Origin of the sequence: Methylocystis parvus OBBP, from assembly GCF_027571405.1 — a bacterium.
Classification (GTDB): Bacteria; Pseudomonadota; Alphaproteobacteria; order Rhizobiales; family Beijerinckiaceae; genus Methylocystis; species Methylocystis parva.
In genome coordinates this window covers 953085-972567 of record NZ_CP092968.1, presented here as the reverse complement: position 1 = coordinate 972567, position 19483 = coordinate 953085, and the positions used below count along the sequence as shown (strand labels likewise).

The 19483-nt window shown below is 65.0% G+C and carries 23 protein-coding genes; 16 read left to right on the top strand and 7 right to left on the bottom strand.

Annotated features, from left to right (window positions below; all coding sequences use genetic code 11):
* Window positions 1-23: 23 nt before the first annotated feature.
* Window positions 24-875 carry a cytochrome c1 gene (locus MMG94_RS04825; RefSeq protein ID WP_016919102.1) on the top strand — a complete coding sequence of 284 codons (852 nt, stop codon included), beginning with the start codon at window positions 24-26 and terminating at the stop codon, window positions 873-875.
* A 66-nt stretch (window positions 876-941) separates the two neighbouring features.
* Window positions 942-1808 (top strand): hypothetical protein, encoded by an 867-nt coding sequence (locus MMG94_RS04820; protein ID WP_016919101.1) that lies wholly within the window; start codon window positions 942-944, stop codon window positions 1806-1808.
* Between the two features lie 10 nt (window positions 1809-1818).
* Here MMG94_RS04820 and MMG94_RS04815 read toward each other — a convergent pair whose 3' ends face one another.
* The gene (locus MMG94_RS04815) at window positions 1819-2448 is read right to left on the bottom strand and encodes a MarC family protein (RefSeq protein ID WP_016919100.1); all 630 of its coding nucleotides are present in this window, start codon (window positions 2446-2448) and stop codon (window positions 1819-1821) included.
* A 66-nt stretch (window positions 2449-2514) separates the two neighbouring features.
* Window positions 2515-2868, bottom strand: coding sequence for a small metal-binding protein SmbP (locus MMG94_RS04810; protein ID WP_016919099.1), 354 nt, complete (start codon window positions 2866-2868; stop codon window positions 2515-2517).
* Between the two features lie 205 nt (window positions 2869-3073).
* Here MMG94_RS04810 and MMG94_RS04805 point away from each other — a divergent pair, with 205 nt between their 5' ends.
* Genes MMG94_RS04805 through MMG94_RS04795 form a run of 3 tightly spaced genes read left to right on the top strand, consistent with a single transcriptional unit; the run spans window position 3074 to window position 5821 of the window.
* Window positions 3074-4372: a homoserine dehydrogenase gene (locus tag MMG94_RS04805; protein ID WP_016919098.1), complete on the top strand. Its 1299-nt coding sequence runs from the start codon at window positions 3074-3076 to the stop codon at window positions 4370-4372.
* Window positions 4373-4388: 16 nt separating this feature from the next.
* Entirely contained in the window at window positions 4389-5366 is a 978-nt protein-coding gene (gene glpX, locus MMG94_RS04800; RefSeq protein ID WP_016919097.1) for a class II fructose-bisphosphatase, read from the top strand.
* 38 nt (window positions 5367-5404) lie between these two features.
* Window positions 5405-5821, top strand: a complete 417-nt coding sequence (locus tag MMG94_RS04795; protein ID WP_016919096.1) for an MAPEG family protein — start codon at window positions 5405-5407, stop codon at window positions 5819-5821.
* A gap of 19 nt (window positions 5822-5840) precedes the next feature.
* Here the strand turns inward: MMG94_RS04795 and MMG94_RS04790 are convergent, their stop codons facing one another.
* Window positions 5841-6002: a hypothetical protein gene (locus MMG94_RS04790; protein WP_016919095.1), complete on the bottom strand. Its 162-nt coding sequence runs from the start codon at window positions 6000-6002 to the stop codon at window positions 5841-5843.
* 103 nt (window positions 6003-6105) lie between these two features.
* Complete coding sequence (locus tag MMG94_RS04785) at window positions 6106-6570, bottom strand: hypothetical protein (protein WP_193787605.1); 465 nt, start codon at window positions 6568-6570, stop codon at window positions 6106-6108.
* Window positions 6571-6709: 139 nt separating this feature from the next.
* On the opposite strand from MMG94_RS04785, the gene MMG94_RS04780 reads away from it, so the two are divergent.
* Together MMG94_RS04780 and guaA are read left to right on the top strand one after the other, a co-directional pair.
* Window positions 6710-8044 carry an RsmB/NOP family class I SAM-dependent RNA methyltransferase gene (locus MMG94_RS04780; RefSeq protein ID WP_016919093.1) on the top strand — a complete coding sequence of 445 codons (1335 nt, stop codon included), beginning with the start codon at window positions 6710-6712 and terminating at the stop codon, window positions 8042-8044.
* A gap of 134 nt (window positions 8045-8178) precedes the next feature.
* A complete protein-coding gene (gene guaA, locus MMG94_RS04775; protein WP_016919092.1) occupies window positions 8179-9783 on the top strand; it encodes a glutamine-hydrolyzing GMP synthase in 1605 nt (534 codons plus the stop codon).
* 177 nt (window positions 9784-9960) lie between these two features.
* Here guaA and MMG94_RS04770 read toward each other — a convergent pair whose 3' ends face one another.
* A complete protein-coding gene (locus MMG94_RS04770) occupies window positions 9961-10482 on the bottom strand; it encodes a hypothetical protein (RefSeq protein ID WP_016919091.1) in 522 nt (173 codons plus the stop codon).
* Between the two features lie 237 nt (window positions 10483-10719).
* Here MMG94_RS04770 and MMG94_RS04765 point away from each other — a divergent pair, with 237 nt between their 5' ends.
* A complete protein-coding gene (locus tag MMG94_RS04765) occupies window positions 10720-11319 on the top strand; it encodes a J domain-containing protein (RefSeq protein WP_051001093.1) in 600 nt (199 codons plus the stop codon).
* Here MMG94_RS04765 and MMG94_RS04760 read toward each other — a convergent pair.
* The gene (locus MMG94_RS04760) at window positions 11310-12110 is read right to left on the bottom strand and encodes a DUF72 domain-containing protein (RefSeq protein ID WP_016919090.1); all 801 of its coding nucleotides are present in this window, start codon (window positions 12108-12110) and stop codon (window positions 11310-11312) included. The two genes, MMG94_RS04765 and MMG94_RS04760, sit on opposite strands and share 10 nt — an antisense overlap.
* 142 nt (window positions 12111-12252) lie before the next feature.
* On the opposite strand from MMG94_RS04760, the gene MMG94_RS04755 reads away from it, so the two are divergent.
* The 7 genes from MMG94_RS04755 to MMG94_RS04725 all read left to right on the top strand — a co-directional run bounded on the left by MMG94_RS04755 (window position 12253) and on the right by MMG94_RS04725 (window position 18057).
* A complete protein-coding gene (locus MMG94_RS04755; RefSeq protein WP_020372424.1) occupies window positions 12253-13593 on the top strand; it encodes a PQQ-dependent sugar dehydrogenase in 1341 nt (446 codons plus the stop codon).
* A 182-nt stretch (window positions 13594-13775) separates the two neighbouring features.
* Window positions 13776-14312, top strand: a complete 537-nt coding sequence (locus MMG94_RS04750; protein WP_154420013.1) for a hypothetical protein — start codon at window positions 13776-13778, stop codon at window positions 14310-14312.
* An 81-nt stretch (window positions 14313-14393) separates the two neighbouring features.
* A complete protein-coding gene (locus tag MMG94_RS04745; protein ID WP_016919087.1) occupies window positions 14394-14798 on the top strand; it encodes a DUF350 domain-containing protein in 405 nt (134 codons plus the stop codon).
* Between the two features lie 3 nt (window positions 14799-14801).
* Entirely contained in the window at window positions 14802-15170 is a 369-nt protein-coding gene (locus MMG94_RS04740; protein ID WP_016919086.1) for a hypothetical protein, read from the top strand.
* A complete protein-coding gene (locus MMG94_RS04735) occupies window positions 15170-16327 on the top strand; it encodes a glutathionylspermidine synthase family protein (protein WP_016919085.1) in 1158 nt (385 codons plus the stop codon). Before MMG94_RS04740 ends, MMG94_RS04735 begins: the two co-directional genes overlap by 1 nt.
* Before the next feature lie 162 nt (window positions 16328-16489).
* Entirely contained in the window at window positions 16490-16948 is a 459-nt protein-coding gene (locus MMG94_RS04730; protein ID WP_016919084.1) for a YbhB/YbcL family Raf kinase inhibitor-like protein, read from the top strand.
* Between the two features lie 47 nt (window positions 16949-16995).
* Window positions 16996-18057, top strand: a complete 1062-nt coding sequence (locus MMG94_RS04725) for a hypothetical protein (protein ID WP_016919083.1) — start codon at window positions 16996-16998, stop codon at window positions 18055-18057.
* Here MMG94_RS04725 and MMG94_RS04720 read toward each other — a convergent pair.
* Window positions 18047-18448 carry a DUF3147 family protein gene (locus MMG94_RS04720; protein ID WP_244415252.1) on the bottom strand — a complete coding sequence of 134 codons (402 nt, stop codon included), beginning with the start codon at window positions 18446-18448 and terminating at the stop codon, window positions 18047-18049. The genes MMG94_RS04725 and MMG94_RS04720 overlap by 11 nt on opposite strands.
* A gap of 98 nt (window positions 18449-18546) precedes the next feature.
* On the opposite strand from MMG94_RS04720, the gene MMG94_RS04715 reads away from it, so the two are divergent.
* Window positions 18547-19428 (top strand): DUF1259 domain-containing protein, encoded by an 882-nt coding sequence (locus MMG94_RS04715; protein WP_016919081.1) that lies wholly within the window; start codon window positions 18547-18549, stop codon window positions 19426-19428.
* The last annotated feature ends 55 nt before the right edge of the window (window positions 19429-19483 follow it).

Sequence of the window (19483 nt, the reverse complement as noted above, 5' to 3'; positions counted from 1 at the left end):
TTTCGGCTCACCGGGACCTTTCGATGATGCGCAGATCGATTTTGTCTTTTCTCTCCGGCGCGGCGCTGATCGTCGCGGCGCTCGCCGTCGGGCCGGCGGCGGCGGAGGGACATCACGAGAAGAAGCCCGAGGTCCACGCCTGGAGCTTTGCAGGCTTCTTCGGCAGCTACGACAAATCGCAACTGCGCCGGGGCTTCAAGGTCTATAAGGAAGTCTGCTCGACCTGCCACTCGATCAAGATGCTGGCTTTCCGCAATCTCGCTCAGCCCGGCGGCCCGCAATTTTCCGAAAAGGAAGTCGCGGATCTCGCCGCGAGCTACAAGGTCAAGGACGGCCCGAACGAATCCGGCGAATATTACGACCGTCCCGCGCGGCCGAGCGACCGCTTCCCGCCGCCTTTCGCCAATGAGCAGGCGGCGCGCGCGGCGATGTCGGGCGCCTATCCGCCGGACATGTCCGTGCTGGTGAAGGCGCGGGGCTATGGCCGCGGCTTTCCGACCTTCCTGCTCGACGCGCTTCCGGGCCTCTCCTATCAGGAGCACGGCGCGGATTACGTCGCCTCGCTGCTTAAGGGCTATACTGAGCCGCCGCATGGCGTGACCGTGCCGGACGGCCAGTTTTACAACGCCTATATGTCCGGCAACCGGATCGGCATGCCGCCGCCGCTCTCGGACGGCGCCGTGACCTATGACGACGGCGCGCCGCAGACGGTCGACCAGTATTCGAAGGACGTGACCGCCTTCCTGATGTGGGTCGCCGAGCCGCATCTCGAAGCGCGCAAGCATATCGGGCAGGGCGTCCTCGCCTTCCTGATCGTCTTCGCGCTGCTGCTGTATTTCACGAAGCGCAAGATCTGGTCGAACGTCGCGCATTAAGCATCGTTCAGTCCAGTCTCCGGGCGCCTGCAAACTAGGTTCGCCGGCTCAAATTCGAGCCGGCGCATGCTGCCGTCTATTTCTGACGGATGTATTTTTGAAGGAGTCATTCTCATGCCGCTTACTAAGGAAGAACTTGCCGCAATCGTCGCTGTCACCGGCCGTTTCGAAAACTCAAGCCGCCCTTACGAAGGCGTGTCCGGAGATTTCGACGGACAGGGGATTTCCTGCGGGGTGCTGCAGTGGAATATTGGCCAGAGTAGCCTTCAGCCGTTGGTCATAAAGGCGGGCGAAGCGCGCGTATTGGCCCGGATGCCGAATTTCGGCCCTGAAATGTGGCTCGCCTGCAACAGCCCTATCCAGGATGGGCTGACAATCGTTCGAGGCTGGCAAGTCGGCGCTAAGTTGAATCCCGAGCCGCTTTCGGAGCTGAAAGCCTTTATGGGATCGCCCGAAATGCGCGCCATTCAGGACGCCCGCATCGCCGTGACTGCGGCTTCGGCGGAATTACTGGCGAACACATGGGTGAGCGATCGCGGCGCCGCGCGCGCCCGTACGCTGCAGGAGATGGCCTTCTTCTTCGACCTTGTGACGCAAAATGGCGGAACGAAAGGGGTCGTCTACGCGGACGTCCAGCATTTCATTAACGTGAACACCGCAGCCAAGTCGGTGCAGATCGTTAGCGACTGGATATTTGACCAGCCGCCGAACGTGGCGGGCATCGGCGACGCCAAGAACAATGCAGCTCTGTGGCCGACGATTGTTGCGGACGACGACCTCGAACTCTTCGTCTTCGCCTTTCTGCGATGCCAGAAATCGAAACCTCAGTGGCAAATCGATACGCTGAACCGCAAGGGCGCGCTTGCCGCACGCAAAGGCTTCGTCCACAAAAAGCAGTACGACTTCAGAGACATTTTCAGCCGAACAAAGTAATCTTCGGAGCTTAACTGAGCAATGAACCGCGCACGCCGTCCACGACATATTGGACGGCGAGCGACGCCAGCAGCACGCCGATCAGTTTTTCCATCACGATGCTGGCGGCGGCGCCGATGAGCCGCTCGACGCGCGTCGCAAGGCGGCAGACCGCCCAGCAGATTGCGATCACCACGAAAATCGCGCCGACAAGCGCCGCCAGCCGCGCCGGGTCGCCATGCGCTTCACCGGCGATGAGCAGCGTCGCGGCGATCGCGCCGGGACCCGCCATGAGCGGAATGGCGAGCGGAAAGGCGGCGATGTGTCCGCTATTTTCTCCGACGGCCCGAGCGGCGGTCGCCGCGTCGCGGCCGATGCGGACGCCGAGCACCATTTCCGACGCAATGGAAAAGAGCAGCAGGCCGCCGGCGATGTGGAAGGCCGACAAGGTGACGCCGACCGCTCTCAGCAGGGCTTCGCCGCCGAGCGCCGCGCCGGTCAGGATGCAGAGGGCGTAGACGCAGGCGCGCGCGGCCACCGCCGCGCGCGCGTCGGGACTGTAGCCGGCCGTCGACGCGAGAAAGATCGGAGCGAGACCCAGAGGCTCAACCACGACGAGCAGGGTGATGAAAGCCGCCGACAGCTCGCTCAAAACCGCCATCCGCCCTCGCGCAACGGTTCTTCCCACAAAATCGAAGGGCCGGAAATCCGGCGCTCAGCTCCGCCGCTATTTGACCTTCTTCATCTCAGCTAGGGCGTCGGTCGAATGTTTCACGGCGCCCGCCGAGTCGCCGAACCGGGCGCGCGCTTCGGCCTTCTTCAGGAGGCGGATCGCGGCGTGGATGAGCCTGTTGGCGGCGCGGTCGGCCTCGATCGCTTTTTCGTGCAGCGCCTCGCGGGCATGGCCCAGCGCGCTGCGCAGATGCACGGCGATTTCCTTCGTATCCGCCTTCACGTCGGCGGAAATAGCTTCTTCCGTATGCTCGATCGCGGCGGCGAGATGCGCGCCGATGCCGGCATAGGCGGCGATGGGCGCGAATGCGAGGACGAGACCGACAAGTGCGGCGGCGTTCTTTTTCATGGCAATCCTCCGGAGACGGTCGCGGCTCTGGCTAGAGAATGGGGAGGGCAGGCGAAGCGGGCAAGAGCGGCGGCGCGGCGGCGGGGCCGTGAAGGCCGCGGCGCCCTTCGGCCCCTTTTCTTGATCCCCCCGTCGGAATCGTGCACAAGGCTCCCCTTCCAGGCCCTGTTTCGCGGGGCGTCTCGTCTATCCCGGAAGGGCTGAAATGTCGGAGATTTTGCGCGTCGGCATTGCGGGGCTCGGCACCGTCGGCGCGGCGGTGGCGAGGCTGCTTCACCGGCAGGCGGAGGCGCTGACGGCGCGCACCGGCCGGCGCATCGTCGTCACGGGCGTGTCGGCGCGCTATCAGGCCAAGAAGCGCGACGCGGACTTCTCGGGCGCGGAGTTCTTCGCCGATCCGGTGAAGCTCGCGGCGAGCGAAAGCATCGACCTCTTCGTCGAGCTGATCGGCGGCTCCGAGGGGCCGGCGCGTGCGAGCGTCGAGACGGCGCTCGCCCACGGCAAATCCGTCGTCACCGCCAATAAGGCGCTGCTCGCCGCCCATGGTCTGCATCTGACGCAGCTTGCGGAAGAAAAGCGCGTCGCGCTCTCCTTCGAGGCGTCGGTCGCCGGCGGCATTCCGATCGTGAAGACCTTGCGCGAAGGGCTCGCCGGCAATTCGATCGAGCGCGTTTACGGCATTCTCAACGGCACCTGCAATTATATCCTCTCGCGCATGGAGCGCGAGCAGCTCTCTTTCGAGGAATGTCTGACGGAGGCGCAGCGCCTGGGCTATGCCGAGGCCGACCCGACCTTCGACATTGGCGGCTTCGACACGGCGCACAAGCTCGCCATCCTTACTTCGCTCGCCTTCGGCGCGCGCATCTCCCCGGAGTCGATCGACATCGAAGGCATAGAGCGGGTGTCGCTCGCCGACATCGAGGCGGCGGACGAACTTGGCTTCCGCATCAAGCTGCTCGGCGTCGCGCAGCGCACGGCGGACGGCATCGAGCAGCGCGTGCATCCGACCATGGTCAGCAAGAATTCCGCCATCGCGCAAGTGATGGGCGTTCTCAACGCCGTGACGATCGACGCCGACGCGATCCATGAACTCACGCTGGTCGGCCCCGGCGCGGGCGGCGACGCGACGGCTTCGGCCGTCGTCGCCGACATCGCCGACATCGCCAAAGGCGTACGTTCCGCGCCCTTCGGCCTGCCGTCGGGCCAGCTCACCGAACTCAAGCGCACGCCGATGCGCCGGCACGAAGGCGGTTACTATATCCGCATGTCGGTGAAAGACGTCGCGGGCGCCTTCGCCAAGATCGCGACGCGCATGGCGGAGCGCAAAATCTCGCTCGAAAGCATCATGCAGCGCGGCAAGCGCGGCGCGCCCGGCGCCTGCGTCGACGTGATCCTCATCACGCATGCGACGAGCGAACATCTCGTGCGCGAGGCGCTGGAGCTGATCTTCGAGGACGGCACGATCGTGTCACGCGCGCAAGTTATCCGCATCGAGCGCGAATAGCGCGCGGAAGGTCGCCATGTCTCAACAGAAGCCGCTCGACGCCGCGTCGATCGAACGACTGCTCACCATCGAACTCGCGCGCGCCACGGAGCGCGCCGCCATCGCGGCGGCGCGGCTGCGCGGGCGGGGCGATGAAATGGCGGCGGATCGCGCCGCCGTGGAGGCGATGCATGAGGAGCTGGCGCGGCTTCCCGTTCGCGGCCGCATCGTCATCGGCGAGGGCGAAGAGAGCGAATCCGCCAGGCTTCATGTCGGCTGCGAAATCGGCCGCGCCGTCGGGCTCGACGTCGAGCTGGCCGTGGCGCCGCTCGAGGGGGCGACGCTTTGCGCCAAGGATCAGCCGGGCGCCATCGCCATCGCCGCCGCCGCGTCGTCCGGCGCGCTTTTGCATGCGCCGGAAAGCTATATGGACAAGATCGCCGTCGGCCCCGGCTATCCCCACGGCGTCGTCGATCTCGACCGCGACCCGGCCGACAATGTGCGCGCGCTGGCGGAGGCGAAAGGGGTTTCGACGAGCGGCGTCACCGTCTGCGTGCTCGACCGGCCGCGCCATGCCGAGATCATTTCGAAATGCCGCAAGGCCGGCGCCTGCGTCAGGCTGATCTCCGACGGCGACGTCGCCGGCGTCGTCTTCGTCACCCACCCGGCCGAGACCGGCGTCGACATGTATCTTGGCCGCGGCGGCGCGCCGGAGGGCGTCCTCGCCGCCGCGGTTTTGCGCTGCGCGGGCGGCCAGATGCAGGGGCGCCTCGTTCTGGAGAACGCCGAACAGCGCGCCCGCGCCGCAAAGCACGGCCCCGTCGATCCGCGTAAGAAATACGGCGTGACGGACATGGTGACGGGCGACGTCGTCGTCTGCGTGACCGGAGTCACGGACGGGCCGCTGGTCAAAGGCGTCGTTTTCGGCAGAAGCGCGCTCGAGACGGAGACGCTCGTCTATCGTTCCGCGACGGGAACGGTGCGCCGGATCGGCGCGCGCCGCGCGGCGACGTAGGCGGCGGCGCTCTAACCGCCAGGCTGAATGGAGACAGCATGACGAAAGCTATTCTTCTTCCGGTTTTTCTTCAGATCGCCCTGACTTTCTTGCTTCTGTTCACGCTGGGGGGCGCGCGGGTCCGCGCCGTGCGGAGCGGCGAGGTTGCGATAAAGGACATCGCGCTCGGTCAGAACGCGTGGCCGGAGCAAATCACAAAGATCGGCCGCGCCTATCAAAATCAGCTCGAGACGCCGGTCCTGTTCTATGCGCTCGTCGCCCTGGCGCTTTCGATGAACAAGGTCGACCTCCTTTTGGTCGCCGGCGCCTGGGCCTTCGTCGCCGTCCGCGCCGTGCACGCCTATGTCCATGTCACGGACAACCGCTTGCCCAGACGCTTCCAGGCCTTCGCCGCCGCCAGCATCGTCTTGACGGCGATGTGGGCCTATTTCGCCCTGCGCGTCCTTGCGAGCTGAATGCGCAGGGCGTCGCGCGCTATTGGTAGGTTCGCCCCGTTTCGAGCTGCGTCTTGGCGTCGAGCTTGCGCTTGGGCGGGGGCGGAAAATCCGGGGGCGGCGGCTGCGTGGCGCAGGCGGCCAGCGAGAGGGCGATCAGCAAGGCGAGCGCCAAAGCGGCGCGGTTGGACTGTTTTGTCATGGAGCTGCTGGGTTGAACGGCGCCTATTGCGCCGCAGCAAAGCAGGCTTGACCATAAAGACCGAATTGAGGCGCTCCCGCGAGGACGCGGAAGCGCCGGTAAATCATCGCGCCGTGGCGGGGTAAGGATCGCTCGGATAGAGAGAGCGCGGAACGGGCGCGGATCTCGGCCCTTGCCCGCCCGAGGGCGCGTATCCGGGGCCGGCGACCGGGCCGGGACCGGCTGCTGTCGGCCCGACATAGGGCACGGGCGGACGCCCGCCGGGCGCCGGGCCGCCAACGGTTCCCGGATAGCCGCCCATAGGCGGTCCCGGCGGACGGCCGGGCCCGGGGCCGCCAACCGGACCGCCGGGCCGATAGCCCGGTTGCGGGCCGTAAGGCGGGGGACCGCCTTGCGGACGGCCCCAATAGCCGGCCGGACGATAGCCGCCATGGCGATAGCCGTAGCCCCCATAGCCGTAGCCGGGACCGTAGCCCGGTCCATAGCCGCTGTAATAGTAACCGGGCGTCGGGCCGCAGCCGGCAAGGCCCACAGCGGCCAACAGGATTGTCCAGCGTAAATGTCTCATCGTCCGCGTCGCTCCGTTGCAATCGACAGCTTTGCATGGGAGACAGTCGCCCTCGCAGGGTGAACCCCATATGAATGGCGCTGCGAACCGCATGCGGCGCAGCCGCCCGATTCGCCTCCCGGAAAGCTGATCTTACCCGATGATCCCCGCCGCCCAAGTCTCCGCTGCGATCGAAATTCTCGACGACCTCGCCGCGCGCCGCCGTCCCGTCGCCGATGCGCTGAAGGATTGGGGCGCATCGCACCGCTTCGCGGGCTCAAAGGACCGCGCGGCCATCGCCAGCCTCGTCTTCGACGCCTTGCGAAAGAGGGCCTCCGCCGCCTGGATCATGGGTTCCGACACGGCTCGCGCGACCATGCTCGGCGCCTTGCGCGAGGCGCGGGGACAAGACGCGGCCGCGATCGCCGCGCTCTGCACGGGCGAGCGCCACGCGCCGCCGCCGCTCAGCGAGGAAGAGCGCGCGCGATTGGAGACGGCGACGCTCGACGACGCGCCGGACCATGTAAAGGGCGACTATCCCGAATGGCTCGCCGAGCGCTTCGCGGCAGCTTTCGGCGATCGCGCGGCGGCGGAGGGCGCGGCCCTCGCGGCGCGCGCGCCCGTCGATCTGCGGGCGAATATTCTCAAAGCCTCCCGCGAGCAGGCGCTGGCCAAGCTCGCCCATCTGGCTCCAATTCCGACGCCGCTTTCGCCGATTGGCCTTCGGATCGAGGCCGGGCAGGGCAGGGGCCCCGCGCTCCCCGCGGAGACCGCCTATGTGAAGGGTCTCGTCGAGCCGCAGGACGAGGCCTCGCAGCTCGCCGCGCTCCTCTGCGCGGCGGCGCCGGGCGAACAGGTTCTCGACCTCTGCGCGGGCGGCGGCGGCAAGGCGCTGGCCCTCGCCGGGCAGATGCACAATAAGGGGCAGCTCTACGCCTATGACGCCGACGGCCGCCGCCTCATGCCGATCCACGAGCGGCTGGAGCGCGCCGGCGCCCGCAACATTCAGGTGCGCCAGCCCAAGGGCAAGGCCGACGTGCTCGCGGACCTCGAGGGCCGATGCGACCTCGTGCTGATCGACGCGCCCTGCACCGGAACCGGCACCTGGCGGCGCCACCCCGACGCCAAATGGCGCCTCGCCCCCGGCGCGCTGGAGCTGCGCCTGAAGGAGCAGGCGGTCCTGCTGGAACAGGCCGTGCGCTTCGTGAGGCCGGGCGGGCGGCTGGCTTATGTCACCTGCTCGCTGCTGCGCGAGGAGAACGAGGATCAGATGGCGGGCTTTCTGGCCGTTCACGCCGACTTCGCGGCGCTTCCCGGCGCTGAAACCGCCGAACGGGCGGGACTCCCCGACCTCGCCCGCTTCGCTTCGCCACATGGGGCGGGGGTGAGACTGTCGCCGGCTTCGAGCGGCGCCGATGGGTTTTATGTGTGCGTGATGCGGCGCGGGGGTAACGCTGAGCGTTTCCCTCTCCCCGCAAGGCGCGGAGAGGGTTAGGGTGAGGAGCGAAAGGGTTCCGCGCAACGTCTTGTTGCGCTCCGCGCCCAGATGACCGAAATCAGCCTTCTCGATTTTGCTTGGCCTCTCACCCCGCCTGCGGAGAGCGGGGGAGGGCGCCGATAGGGAACGACATGACCGCCGCCGCCGAAACTTTTCACCACGACATCGCCGACCGCCACGACAAGGTGCTCATTGTCGACTTCGGTTCGCAGGTCACGCAGCTCATCGCGCGGCGCGTGCGCGAGGCGGGGGCTTATTGCGAGATCGCGCCTTTCCAGAGCGCCGACCGCGCCTTCGCCGAGATCCGCCCGAAGGCGGTGATCCTCTCCGGCGGCCCGTGCTCCGTGACCGATGACGGCTCGCCTCGCGCGCCGCGGGCCATCTTCGATAGCGGCGTCCCCGTGCTCGGCGTCTGCTATGGCGAGCAGACCATGGCGACGCAACTTGGCGGTCTGGTCGAGGCCGGGCATCATCGCGAATTCGGCCGCGCCGAAATCACAGCGCTGGAGCAGAGCGCGCTCTTCGACGGCGTGTGGGCGAAGGGCGCGAGTGCGACCGTCTGGATGAGTCATGGCGATCGCGTCACGAAGCTGCCCGAGGGCTTCCGCGTCATCGCCGCCTCGGAGAACGCGCCAATGGCGGCGATCGCCGATGAAGCGCGCCGCTATTACGGCCTGCAATTCCATCCCGAGGTCGTGCATACGCCGGACGGCGCCAAGCTGCTCTCCAATTTCGTGCACAAGGTCGCGGGACTGAAGCCCGACTGGACCATGGCCGCCTTTCGCGGCGAGGCCATCGCGGCGATCCGCAGACAGGTCGGCGACGGGCGCGTGCTGTGCGGTCTTTCGGGCGGCGTCGACAGCGCCGTGGCGGCGGTGCTGATCCACGAGGCGATCGGCGACCGTCTGACTTGCGTCTTCGTCGATCACGGTCTGCTGCGGCTCGGCGAAGCGGAGGAGGTCGTGCGCCTCTTCCGGGACCACTACAACATTCCGCTGCATCATGTGCAGGCGGAGGAATTGTTTTTGGGCGCGCTCGACGGCGTCGACGATCCCGAAGTGAAACGCAAGACGATCGGCCGCCTCTTCATCGAGACCTTCGAGGCCGAGGCGAAGAAGATCGCCGAAGACGGCCGCGGCGCGCCCCGGTTCCTCGCGCAGGGCACGCTTTATCCCGACGTGATCGAGAGCGTCTCCTTCACCGGCGGCCCTTCGGTGACGATCAAATCGCATCACAATGTGGGCGGCCTGCCGGAGCGCATGAACATGGCGCTGGTGGAGCCGCTGCGCGAGCTCTTCAAGGACGAAGTGCGCGCGCTCGGCCGCGAACTCGGATTGCCGGAAGCCTTTGTCGGGCGACATCCGTTCCCCGGCCCCGGCCTCGCCATTCGCTGCCCCGGCCTCATCACGCGCGAGAAGCTCGACATTCTGCGCAAGGCCGACGCGGTCTATCTCGACGAAATCCGCAAGGCGGGACTTTACGACGACATCTGGCAGGCTTTCGCCGCGCTGCTGCCGGTGCGCAGCGTCGGCGTGATGGGCGACGGCCGCACCTATGACTACGTGCTGGCGCTCCGCGCCGTGACGTCGAGCGACGGCATGACGGCGGATTTCTTCCCCTTCGACATGGCGTTTCTGGGTCGCGCGGCGACACGGATCATCAATGAGGTGAAGGGGGTGAACAGGGTGGTGTATGACGTGACGTCGAAGCCGCCGGGGACGATCGAGTGGGAGTGAGGCGCTGCTGGCGCCGCCATGCATGCCTGGGCAAATCCGCCAGAAGTCGTGCGATCGATCGCTTGTGATTGCGCCCTACGATGCGGGAAATCGTTTCTTGTCTCAGCGCGTATCGCTGCGTCGTCGGCGGTTCGCTCGCTGGTCTACCAGATCTAAAAGCTTAGATGCGCCTATCGGCTATTCGTCCTCGTCCAGCTCCGCATTTCCGGAGGCTTCCCCATTCTTCAGCCGCTCGAGCGCCAATTCCTCGTGCAATGCGTCGATGTAGCTCAGCAATTCCCGGATGGTCTCCGTCGCGAGCGAGCCGAATTCGGCGAGGGCGATGAAACCAAGGAGCGCGAGCGGGAGATTTAGGGAAATTGAGAAAGGCCCTCCATCGGCGACGTTGGAGACCTTGAAGCTTATGACGGCGAGAACGGACGAGATGGCGGCGAGGCAGTAGGCGTAACCTCGCGACAAATATATCGACGATAGAATAACGGGCAAAATCAAAAGCGCCTCGGCTGAAATTCCAGAGCCGGCGAATATGCCGGCGCAGGCGAGCGCAATTGCGAGGCCGCAAAGAAGTCCAAAACCAGACAAATGCTTGTTTGACCCAGGGAGGCTTTCCAACGTTCTCGTCAGCGCCTTGTGCGCAAGGGAATCGAAAAGCCGGATCTGCTCGACGAGCGTTTTTCCCAACGTATCTGATTCCGGCATGATTTCCGTTCGCTCCGCTCGCCGCCGGCTTTTCCGCTCGCCGTTTTTTCACATGTAACCGCTGCGCGATTTTTCGTCGACAATTGCCGAGTTTAAGTTATAAAACAAGCTAAATAATGGAATTCACAGCTTTATTTTCCGCACCTAACAGATGCCTGCCGTTCATTTTTTCATTTCCTTGATCCTGCCACGCTCTCGGCCAAAGATGGGCCACATTCATCCCAGCCGGGCGGGGCAATGCGGTCGCATTACGAGGTTTTGGGCGTCAAGGAGGATGCGGGCGCGCGGGAGATCAACGCCGCCTATCGCCGGCTCGCAAAAAAACATCACCCCGACAAGGGCGGCGATCCCGCGAGTTTTCAGCGCGTTACCGAAGCCTATAACGTTCTCAAAAACCGGCCCGTGCGGGAGGCTTACGACTTCGAGCACAAATTCGAGAGCTTTCTCCACAAATCGAACCGGCGCACGCTGCGTCAGCGGATCGGCGATTTTCTGCGCCGCCGCGCCTTCGCAATTTTATCGGTTTTCGCGTTCTTTTCGGGGATTCTTCTGCTCGATTGGGGCGACGGGATCAATGAGGACTTCAACCCGGTTCTGCTCGGCGCGGGTTGCGGGTCGATCCTGTTGAGCATGGGCTTTTACGCCAATCGTCGAAGGCTTTATGAGGGGCTTTTCGATGCGCTGCTGCGCGCGGTGTTTTCGATCCTGCTCTTTCTCTTCGACGTGGCGATGCGCGTCTATCTGATCCTCGTCGTCGCCTTTTCCGCCGTCGCGTTGCTCGCTTTATTAAATTGGATCAAGAAAAATTATCTGCATCTGCTGCCCCATCATTTTTGAAGGCGTTCGATCAACGCCATTGCAGCCGCGGGATTGCGGATTTTCGCGCCGCGTATGACGTACAGGAAAACGTCGCGGACGTTCCGCTTCGGCGTATTTGCGCAGAGCCTCGGCAGATCGTCCGGCGCGCCGCCCTCGGCCCAGAGCTTCGCCCGCGCGGCCCAGCGGTCGAGGTCCATTTTATCATAGCCCTGCTTGCGCGAGGCGTCGGTTCCCATGATGCGGGCGTAGACGAAAGGCGCCGTCAGATCGGCGATCATCGGAAAATCCGAGTCGCCCTCGACGACGATGGCGACGTGATGCGCGCGCGCCAGCGCGACGAAGTCCGTCGTCTCGAACGTCTCGTGGCGGACTTCGATCGCGTGGCGCATGGGGCGGCCTTCGCACTCTTTGGGCAGCGCGGACAGAAAGGCGTCGAAAAATTCCGGCGCGTATTTTCTCGTCGGCGGGAATTGCCACAGCACCGGGCCGAGCTTGTGGCCGAGCGCCGCGACGCCGCTGTCGAAGAAGCGCGCGATCGACGCCTGCGCCTCATCCGCATTGCGGCGCGTCACCGCGAAGCGGGGCGCCTTGACGCTGAAGACGAAGTTCTCCGGCGTTTCGTCGCGCCACTTCAGAAAGGTCTCGCGCGTCTGTGTGCGATAGAAGGTGGCGTTGATTTCGATCGATGTGAGATGACGGCTCGCATAGTCGAGTTCATGCGCTCGCGAAACCTCGCCCGGATAAAACACGCCGCGCCAGGGCGCGAAGCTCCAGCCGCCGACGCCGACATAGATGCGGCCCGCCGCCATGGACGCACTCCTTTCGACAAGTTCCGGAGCTAGTGCGCCCGTCGATGCGGGCGAGCGAAAGCTTGCGCTCCCGCGCCCTCGCGCCATGTGCGGAATAGGTGAGTGGCTGACGGGAAATGTCATGCGCAAGAAAGGAAGCATTATGGCCGCCAAGAGTTATTCGTGGAATTATTCCTGGGCTTTAGCCCCGGCGCTGGCGTCATTCGCATTTGCGCTTGCAGGCTGCGATCGTGGTCCGGCGCTTCCCGAAAGCGTAGGATATGGCCCGAATCCGACCTTGCCCGAACCGCGGCCGAGCGTCACCCCCCATGTCGATGTCGCCCCGGCCGTCGGCTGGGGACCTGGCGAGACGCCCAAGGCGGCGCCGGGCCTGACGGTCGCGGCCTTCGCCACAAATCTCGCGCATCCGCGCTGGCTGTATCAATTGCCGAATGGCGACGTTCTCGTCGCGGAGACCGACGCGCCGCCACAGCCTGCGAGCGCGGGCGTAAGTCTGCGCCAATGGTTCGAGGGATTCGTCATGCGCGAAGCGGGGTCTCATAAGGGCAGCGCCGATCGCATTTCGATCTTGCGCGACGCTGACGGCGACGGCGTCGCGGAGACCCGGGCCGTTCTCATCGAGAAGTTGACCTCGCCTTTCGGCATGGCGCTCATCGGCGACAAGCTTTATGTCGCAAACGCCGATGCGCTTATGCGCGTCCCGTACAAGGACGGCGAAACGCGCATCGACGCCGCGCCCGAGAAGGTCGTCGATCTTCCCGCAGGCCGTAATCATCATTGGACGAAAAGCCTCCTTGCGTCGAAGGACGGCGCGCGTCTCTATGTCGGCGTCGGATCGAACAGCAATGTCGGCGAAAACGGTCTCGAAGAAGAGCAGGATCGCGCCGCGATTCTTGAAATCGATCCCGTCGCGGGTTCGAAGCGGGTTCTGGCGTCGGGATTGCGCAATCCTGTCGGCCTGGATTGGAACCGGACGACCGGCGCTTTGTGGGTTTCGGTGAATGAGCGCGATGAGATCGGCGACAATCTCGTGCCGGACTATATGACGTCGGTGAAGGAGGGCGGCTTTTATGGCTGGCCCTACAGCTATTGGGGACAGAATGTCGATGCGCGCGTAAGCCCGCAAAGACCGGATCTCGTCGCGAAGGCGATCAAGCCGGATTATGGGCTCGGCTCGCATACGGCCTGCCTCGGATTCACATTTGTCGGCGCCGCCAAGCTCGGGCCGTTTCAGAACGGCGCCATCGTCTCGCAGCATGGCTCCTGGAACCGCACTCCGCGCGCCGGCTATCGCGTCATCTTCGTTAAATTCGAGGATGGCGCGCCGGTCGGCATGCCGCAGGAGGTGCTGACCGGCTTTCTCAACGAGAAGGGCGAAGCGCGCGGGCGGCCGGTCGGCGTCATCGTCGACAGACAAGGCGGCCTGCTCGTGGCCGACGACGCCGGCGGCGCCGTTTGGCGCGTGAGCGCGAGCAATGATTAAGCATTGCGTTCGATGCAGTCGTAAAATGCGACAGGGCCCTGTCGCATTTTGCTTGTGGCGGGGCCGACCCGTTTTATAATCGCGCGCATGTCGGATTGCCGAGCACGTAATTTTATTTCTCCAAGACTGCGATAAATGCGCGCGCTTTGCATGAAGACTTTTTGAAAACCAAGGAAAATGGAGTGAACCCTCTAAGTCGCCAGTCCGCTTCTGGCGTGACTGCGCATGTGTCCGAACATCGTGATCCCATGCCGACGCCAGAGCCCCGCGAAACGGGGGAGTCGGCGAACGTCCTCGAAGCTTCTTCGATCCGCCGCGCGGCCGGCGCGAAGTCTCTCTCCCAATCAGTGCTCGAAAAGCCGAAAACCGAATTCGCCGTCGCGCTGGAGGAAAGACGCAAGCGTTCAGCGACCGTCATCGTCTCGATCGCCGTTATCGGCGCGGGCGTCGTGATCGCGGGCGTGGGGAGCAGCGAGCGGCGTCAGCACAATTGCCGCGACGGCTATTATTCGGGCTCTGAAGCAGAGCGCCTTTGCCAGGAATATTGGCGGGAGGAGCGCGCAGGCGCGCGCCTGATCGACAACGGCGTTACGCAGCTCATGTCGGAGAGCGACCGATCGCGCGACGCGTTTCTCAAGCAGCATGGCGGGAGCGGCGCCGGCGCGCGCTATGGCGGTTTCGGCGACTCTGGCGCGTGGCGTTTCAGCGGCGGCGGCTGATCCAGCCCCGTGCGCTCCCGCACAGCGTAACGCCGCGTTTGTGCTATGCTTCGCCCCGACTCAGCAAAGAGAGGCCCCGCCGTGCCCGACTTCCTTTCCGGCCTGCTGGCCTTCGCCGTCTATTTCGCCGGGGCGGTCGGTTTCTGCGCGGTCTACTGCCTCGTCTATACGCGCGTGACGCGTCACGACGAGTTCGCGCTGATCGTGGAGGAGCAGAGCGCTTCCGCGGCGATCGCCTTCGGCGGCAGCCTTCTCGGCTTCGCGATCGCGCTCGCCGGGGCGATCCACCATACGGGGTCGATTCCGGAATTCGCGATGTGGGGGTTCGTCGCGCTCATGACGCAACTCATCGCTTACGCGCTCGCACGGCTCGCCTATTCCGGCCTCTCGCGCGCGATCGAAGAAAATGTTCTGGCCGCGGCGATATGGGTCGCGGCCGTGTCCGTCTCGGCCGGCCTTCTCAGCGCCGCTTGCATGAGCCCCTAAGCCATGGCGGATGAAAAGCCCAACAGTTTCGGCAAGCGCGGACCTCCGCCGGTCGTCGTCCACAAGCCCAAGCCGCCGGGCGAAATCATCTCCGGCCAGAAGCGCTCTCTCGCCGTATCGCTCGCATTGATGGGCGCGGTCACGCTCGGCGCCTATGAGACTTTCGACTGGATCGACCGCAAGCTCAATTGCGAGCCCGACCCCGCCAAGCCGGACGAACTCATCTGCAAACATAGCGGCAGCCATGGCGGATCCTCCTCCAGCTATCGGCGCTCCGGCAGCGCCTGGCATTGGGGCGGCGGTTCCGGCTCGACGCATGGCGTCTCCTTCGGGGGTTTCGGCCACTCGGGCGGCTTTTTCGGCGGCGGCTGATGAAACGAGAAAATTCACAACCTCGCGCGGACGTGAAGAAGCATTTCGACGAGATCGGCTTCGCCTATGCGCATATGGACGGCGAGCCTTATTGGGACGAGAGCGTCCGCTACGTCTTCACGCTCCGCCAGATCGAGGACGACATCGAAAAGGCGACGAGCGAGATCGACGCGCTTTGTCACGAGCTTGTCTGGCGCATCGTCGCCAGCGAGAAAATGATGGATCGCCTGCATATTCCCAAACATGCGCGCGATCTCGTCGCGGAGAGCTTCCGTAAATGCGAGCCGTCGCTCTATGGCCGCTTCGACTTCGCCTATGACGGCGCGAGCGCGCCCAAGCTGCTCGAATTCAACGCCGACACGCCGACAAGCCTCTTCGAATCCGCCGTGGTGCAATGGCATTGGCTGGAGCAGCTCATGGAGAGCGGCGCGCTGCCCAAGGACGCGGATCAATTCAACGCGCTGCACGACAAGCTCATCGCGCGGTGGGAGACGCTCGCGCCAAAGAGCTTCGTCCATTTCGCCGCGATGAGCGCGAGCGTCGAGGATTTCGGCACCGCCGCCTATCTCGCCGATTGCGCGACGCAGGCGGGCTGCGCCGCCGCGTTGCTCGATTTGCAGGATATCGGGCTCAAGGGTTCCCAATTTTGCGATCGCGACGGCCGGAGGATCGAGACGCTCTTCAAGCTCTATCCCTGGGAGTGGATGTTCGCCGACGAATTTTCCCATGCGCCTGCGATGCGCTACACGCGCTTCGTCGAGCCGCCATGGAAGGCGCTTTTGTCGAACAAGGGCATGTTGGCGCTTCTGTGGGAGCTCGCGCCGGGCCACCCAAATCTGCTCGAATGCCATTTCGCCGATGATCCGCGCGCGGCGTCGCTCGGCGAGAGCTACGCCAAGAAGCCGATCTATTCGCGCGAAGGCGCCAATGTCGTGTTGATCGAGAGCGGCCGCGCGGTCGCGAGCGCGCCGGGGAGCTACGGATCGGAGGGGCACGTCCGGCAGGCGCTGCATATGCTTCCCTGTTTCGACGGGCGCTATCCGGTCATCGGCTCCTGGGTCGTGGGCGGCGAGCCCGCCGGGATGGGCATACGGGAAGATTCCTCGCCGGTGACGTCGAACCGATCGCGCTTTATCCCCCACGCGATCGTCGGATAGTTCGCGGAGCGCGCCGCAGGCTGCGTTTTCGGCCCCGCCCCGTGCGGCCCATGCTTCCATAGCGTAGTCGAGATCGCGGTTCCGGCGACGGGCCGCGCTTCGCCGCTCCAGTCCGGCGCTATCTAGCGGGGTTAGCAGGAGGAGCAGCGAAGGAGACGACATATGCGACTGGCGTCAGAGGCGTTCTTCGATGGCGGCCCGATACCTCGCGCGCATGCCTGCGACGGAGACGACCGTTCGCCGCCCTTGCGATGGACCGGCGCCCCGGAGGGGACGAAAAGCTTTGTTCTGCTCGTCGACGATCCCGACGCGCCGGGCGGCCTCTTTCATCACTGGGCCTGCTATGACATCCCCGCCTATCACGCTGAACTGATCGAAGGCGCGGGGCGGCCGGTGGGATTCGAGGATTTCCGGCATGGCGTCAACGACTTCCGCCAGCTTGGCTATAACGGTCCCTGTCCGCCGCATGGCCATGGGCGGCACCGCTATCGGTTCCGGCTCCTCGCCTTGAGCTGCGCCGAATTGGCCATCCGCGCCCATCCGACTTGCGCGGAGGTGGAGGAGGAAGCCCGAAAGCATCTTCTGTCCGAGGCGCGCCTCATTGGCCTCTACCAACGGTAGTTCGGCAACGTCGCCTGCGGTAAATATGGCGAAGGCAGGCGGGTGTGATGGGTTTCTGGCGTTTCTTGAGCTTTGGAAATGGAGGAGCGAAGACGGATCCGGCGATCGCGCAAATCGCTGGCGCGATCAGCCGCAATCTGCGCGCGCTCGGTCTCCATGTGAGCGTGGAGCCGTTTGGAGCTTCTTTCGTCGAGATCAAAGCGTCGACGTCTCCCAAATTGATGACGACGCCCGGCGATGCGACGGCTTCCGGCGTAGCGCTGCTTCTCGCCGGGAGGTTTGATCCTCCCGCGCTCGTCTTCGAGCAGATCAACTCGATCGAACCGGGTCTCGGCGGGCGCATGGTCGCGGCGGCGATGGACGGACTTCGCCAGCGGCCCGGCGCGCTGACTCATGTGCGGGTCAACGATCTGTCGCCATTTCAGAAGGACGGGCGGCGGTGGTGGGAGCATATCGCCGAGCGCCATATGGATTTCGATTGGCGCATCACGCATGATCCCGACGAAACACACTGGCCGGCCGGGGGCGGCGTTACGTCGGACGTAACGCGGACGCCCGGCTTCATGCGCCAGCGCGATAGGCTGGCCGCGCTGGCCCGCGAATTCGGCCATGACCCGCGCTGCGTGACGCTCAGCCCGGAGCGTAAGAGTTTCGAATTTCTCGGTCAGAGCTTCGCGTCGGAAGGCGAGGCGACGCCGGACGGGCGCGTGACGATCTATTACGACCCGCATATGAGCGACGCGCGTCTTGGCTGCTGTCTCGCGCATGAGCTTCAGCATCTGCGCTATTTCGCCGTGCGCGACGCTTACAATGCAGAGCCGTCGGGCGGCCCGCTGCATCGACGCTTCGAAAAGTTCACGCCCGACCTTCTCGCCGCGCAGCGTGGCGTATCAAATTATTCGAACGAACATTGGGACGCCTGGACGGGCGCCGCGCCGCCGCGTCTGTTCTCGGATGAACTCGCGGAAGGCGGCAGCGAGCCCGTCAACGAAACCATCGCCGAGGTCGCCAAGGCCCTCTACAATTGGGGGCCGGACGTAAGGATCAATCCCGTCTGGCGCGGACTGCGCGAGGCGGTGGACGACGCCTATCAGACCCTCAAAGGTTGACGCCCAGCCTGCGCAGCAGCGGCAGCATCAGAAGATAGGCGCCCGCCGTGCCTCCAACTGCGGCGGCGAGCGCTGTCCAGAAGCCGAGGCCATATCGGAGCAGCAGAGGCAGCAGCGGGAAGAGCAGCAGAGAGGGGATGATGAGCCAGAAGATCTGGCCTGAAAGTTCGCCGATCTTCTCGGGCTCCGTTCCCTCGAGCCGCAGCCAGACGAAGGCGAGAAGCGAGGTGAGCGGCAGGGACGCGACAAAGGCCGCGAAGCCCGTCGATCGCTTGGCGATCTCCGAGACGGCGACGATGACGAGGGCGGAGACGATGACCTTGACGGCGTAATAGAGCATGGCGGCGGGACTGTAGCCGGGGCAGGGCGGCGGGGGCAACGGCCGCGCCATCGTCAGCGCGTCACAGCCGCTAAATTACATTTATCCTCGGCCTGTCTTGGATAGAGAGGGGCTCTATCTGACTTCCGTTGCGTTTTCAGGGGATCGTCATGCGCTCGACAGCTGTTTCCGTCGTCGGAGTCCTCTTTTCGCTGGCGTCCTTTGCCGTCCAGGCGGAAACGGACTGGTCCCAGGTCGACGCCGCCCTGGGCCGAAAGGGGGCCGCGATCGGGACCGTGCGCAAATACGGCCTGCCGCGAAGCGACCTGCATGTGACGCTCGACGGCGTCGACATTCTGCCGCCCCTGGCGCTGGGCGGCTGGGTCGCCTTCGAACCGAAAGGGGAAGAGGCTGTGATGATGGGCGATCTTGTGCTGACCGAAAGCGAGATCAATCCCGTGATGAGCGCGCTTCTCGGCAGCGGCGTACAGGCCACCGCCGTCCATAATCACCTGCTGCGCGCGAGCCCGGCGACCTTTTACATGCATGTCGCGGGGCAGGGCGATCCGGTCCAACTCGCAGGGGCCGTGCGCCGCGCGCTCCTCCAGTCGAAGACGCCGCTTCAGGCCGCGCCGGCTGGGACGCCGCCGAAGCTCTCCCTGGACACGGCTCAGATCGAGCAGATCATCGGCTTCAAGGGCCAGAACAATGGCGGGGTATTCCAGATCGGCGTCCCGCGCGCCGATGCGATCAGCATGGGCGCCATGCCCATCCCGCCCGCCATGGGAACAGCGATCCCCTTGAATTTCGAGCCGACGGGCGACGGCAGGGCGGCGATCTCCGGCGACTTCGTGGCGCTGGCGAGCGAGGTCGGGCCGCTGCTGAAGGCCTTGCGCGCCAACGGGATCGAAGTGACCGCGGTGCATAATCATATGCTCGATGAGGAGCCGCGCGCCTTCTTCGTTCACTTCTGGGCGAATGACGACGCGGTTAAACTCGCCCGGGGTCTTCGGGCGGCGCTCGACACATTGCATGTCGCGCCGCGGAGCTAGGCTTCGCTCGCCTTTCGCGCCCGCCTGTGCTAACCCCGTCGCCTCCCCTGAGGGG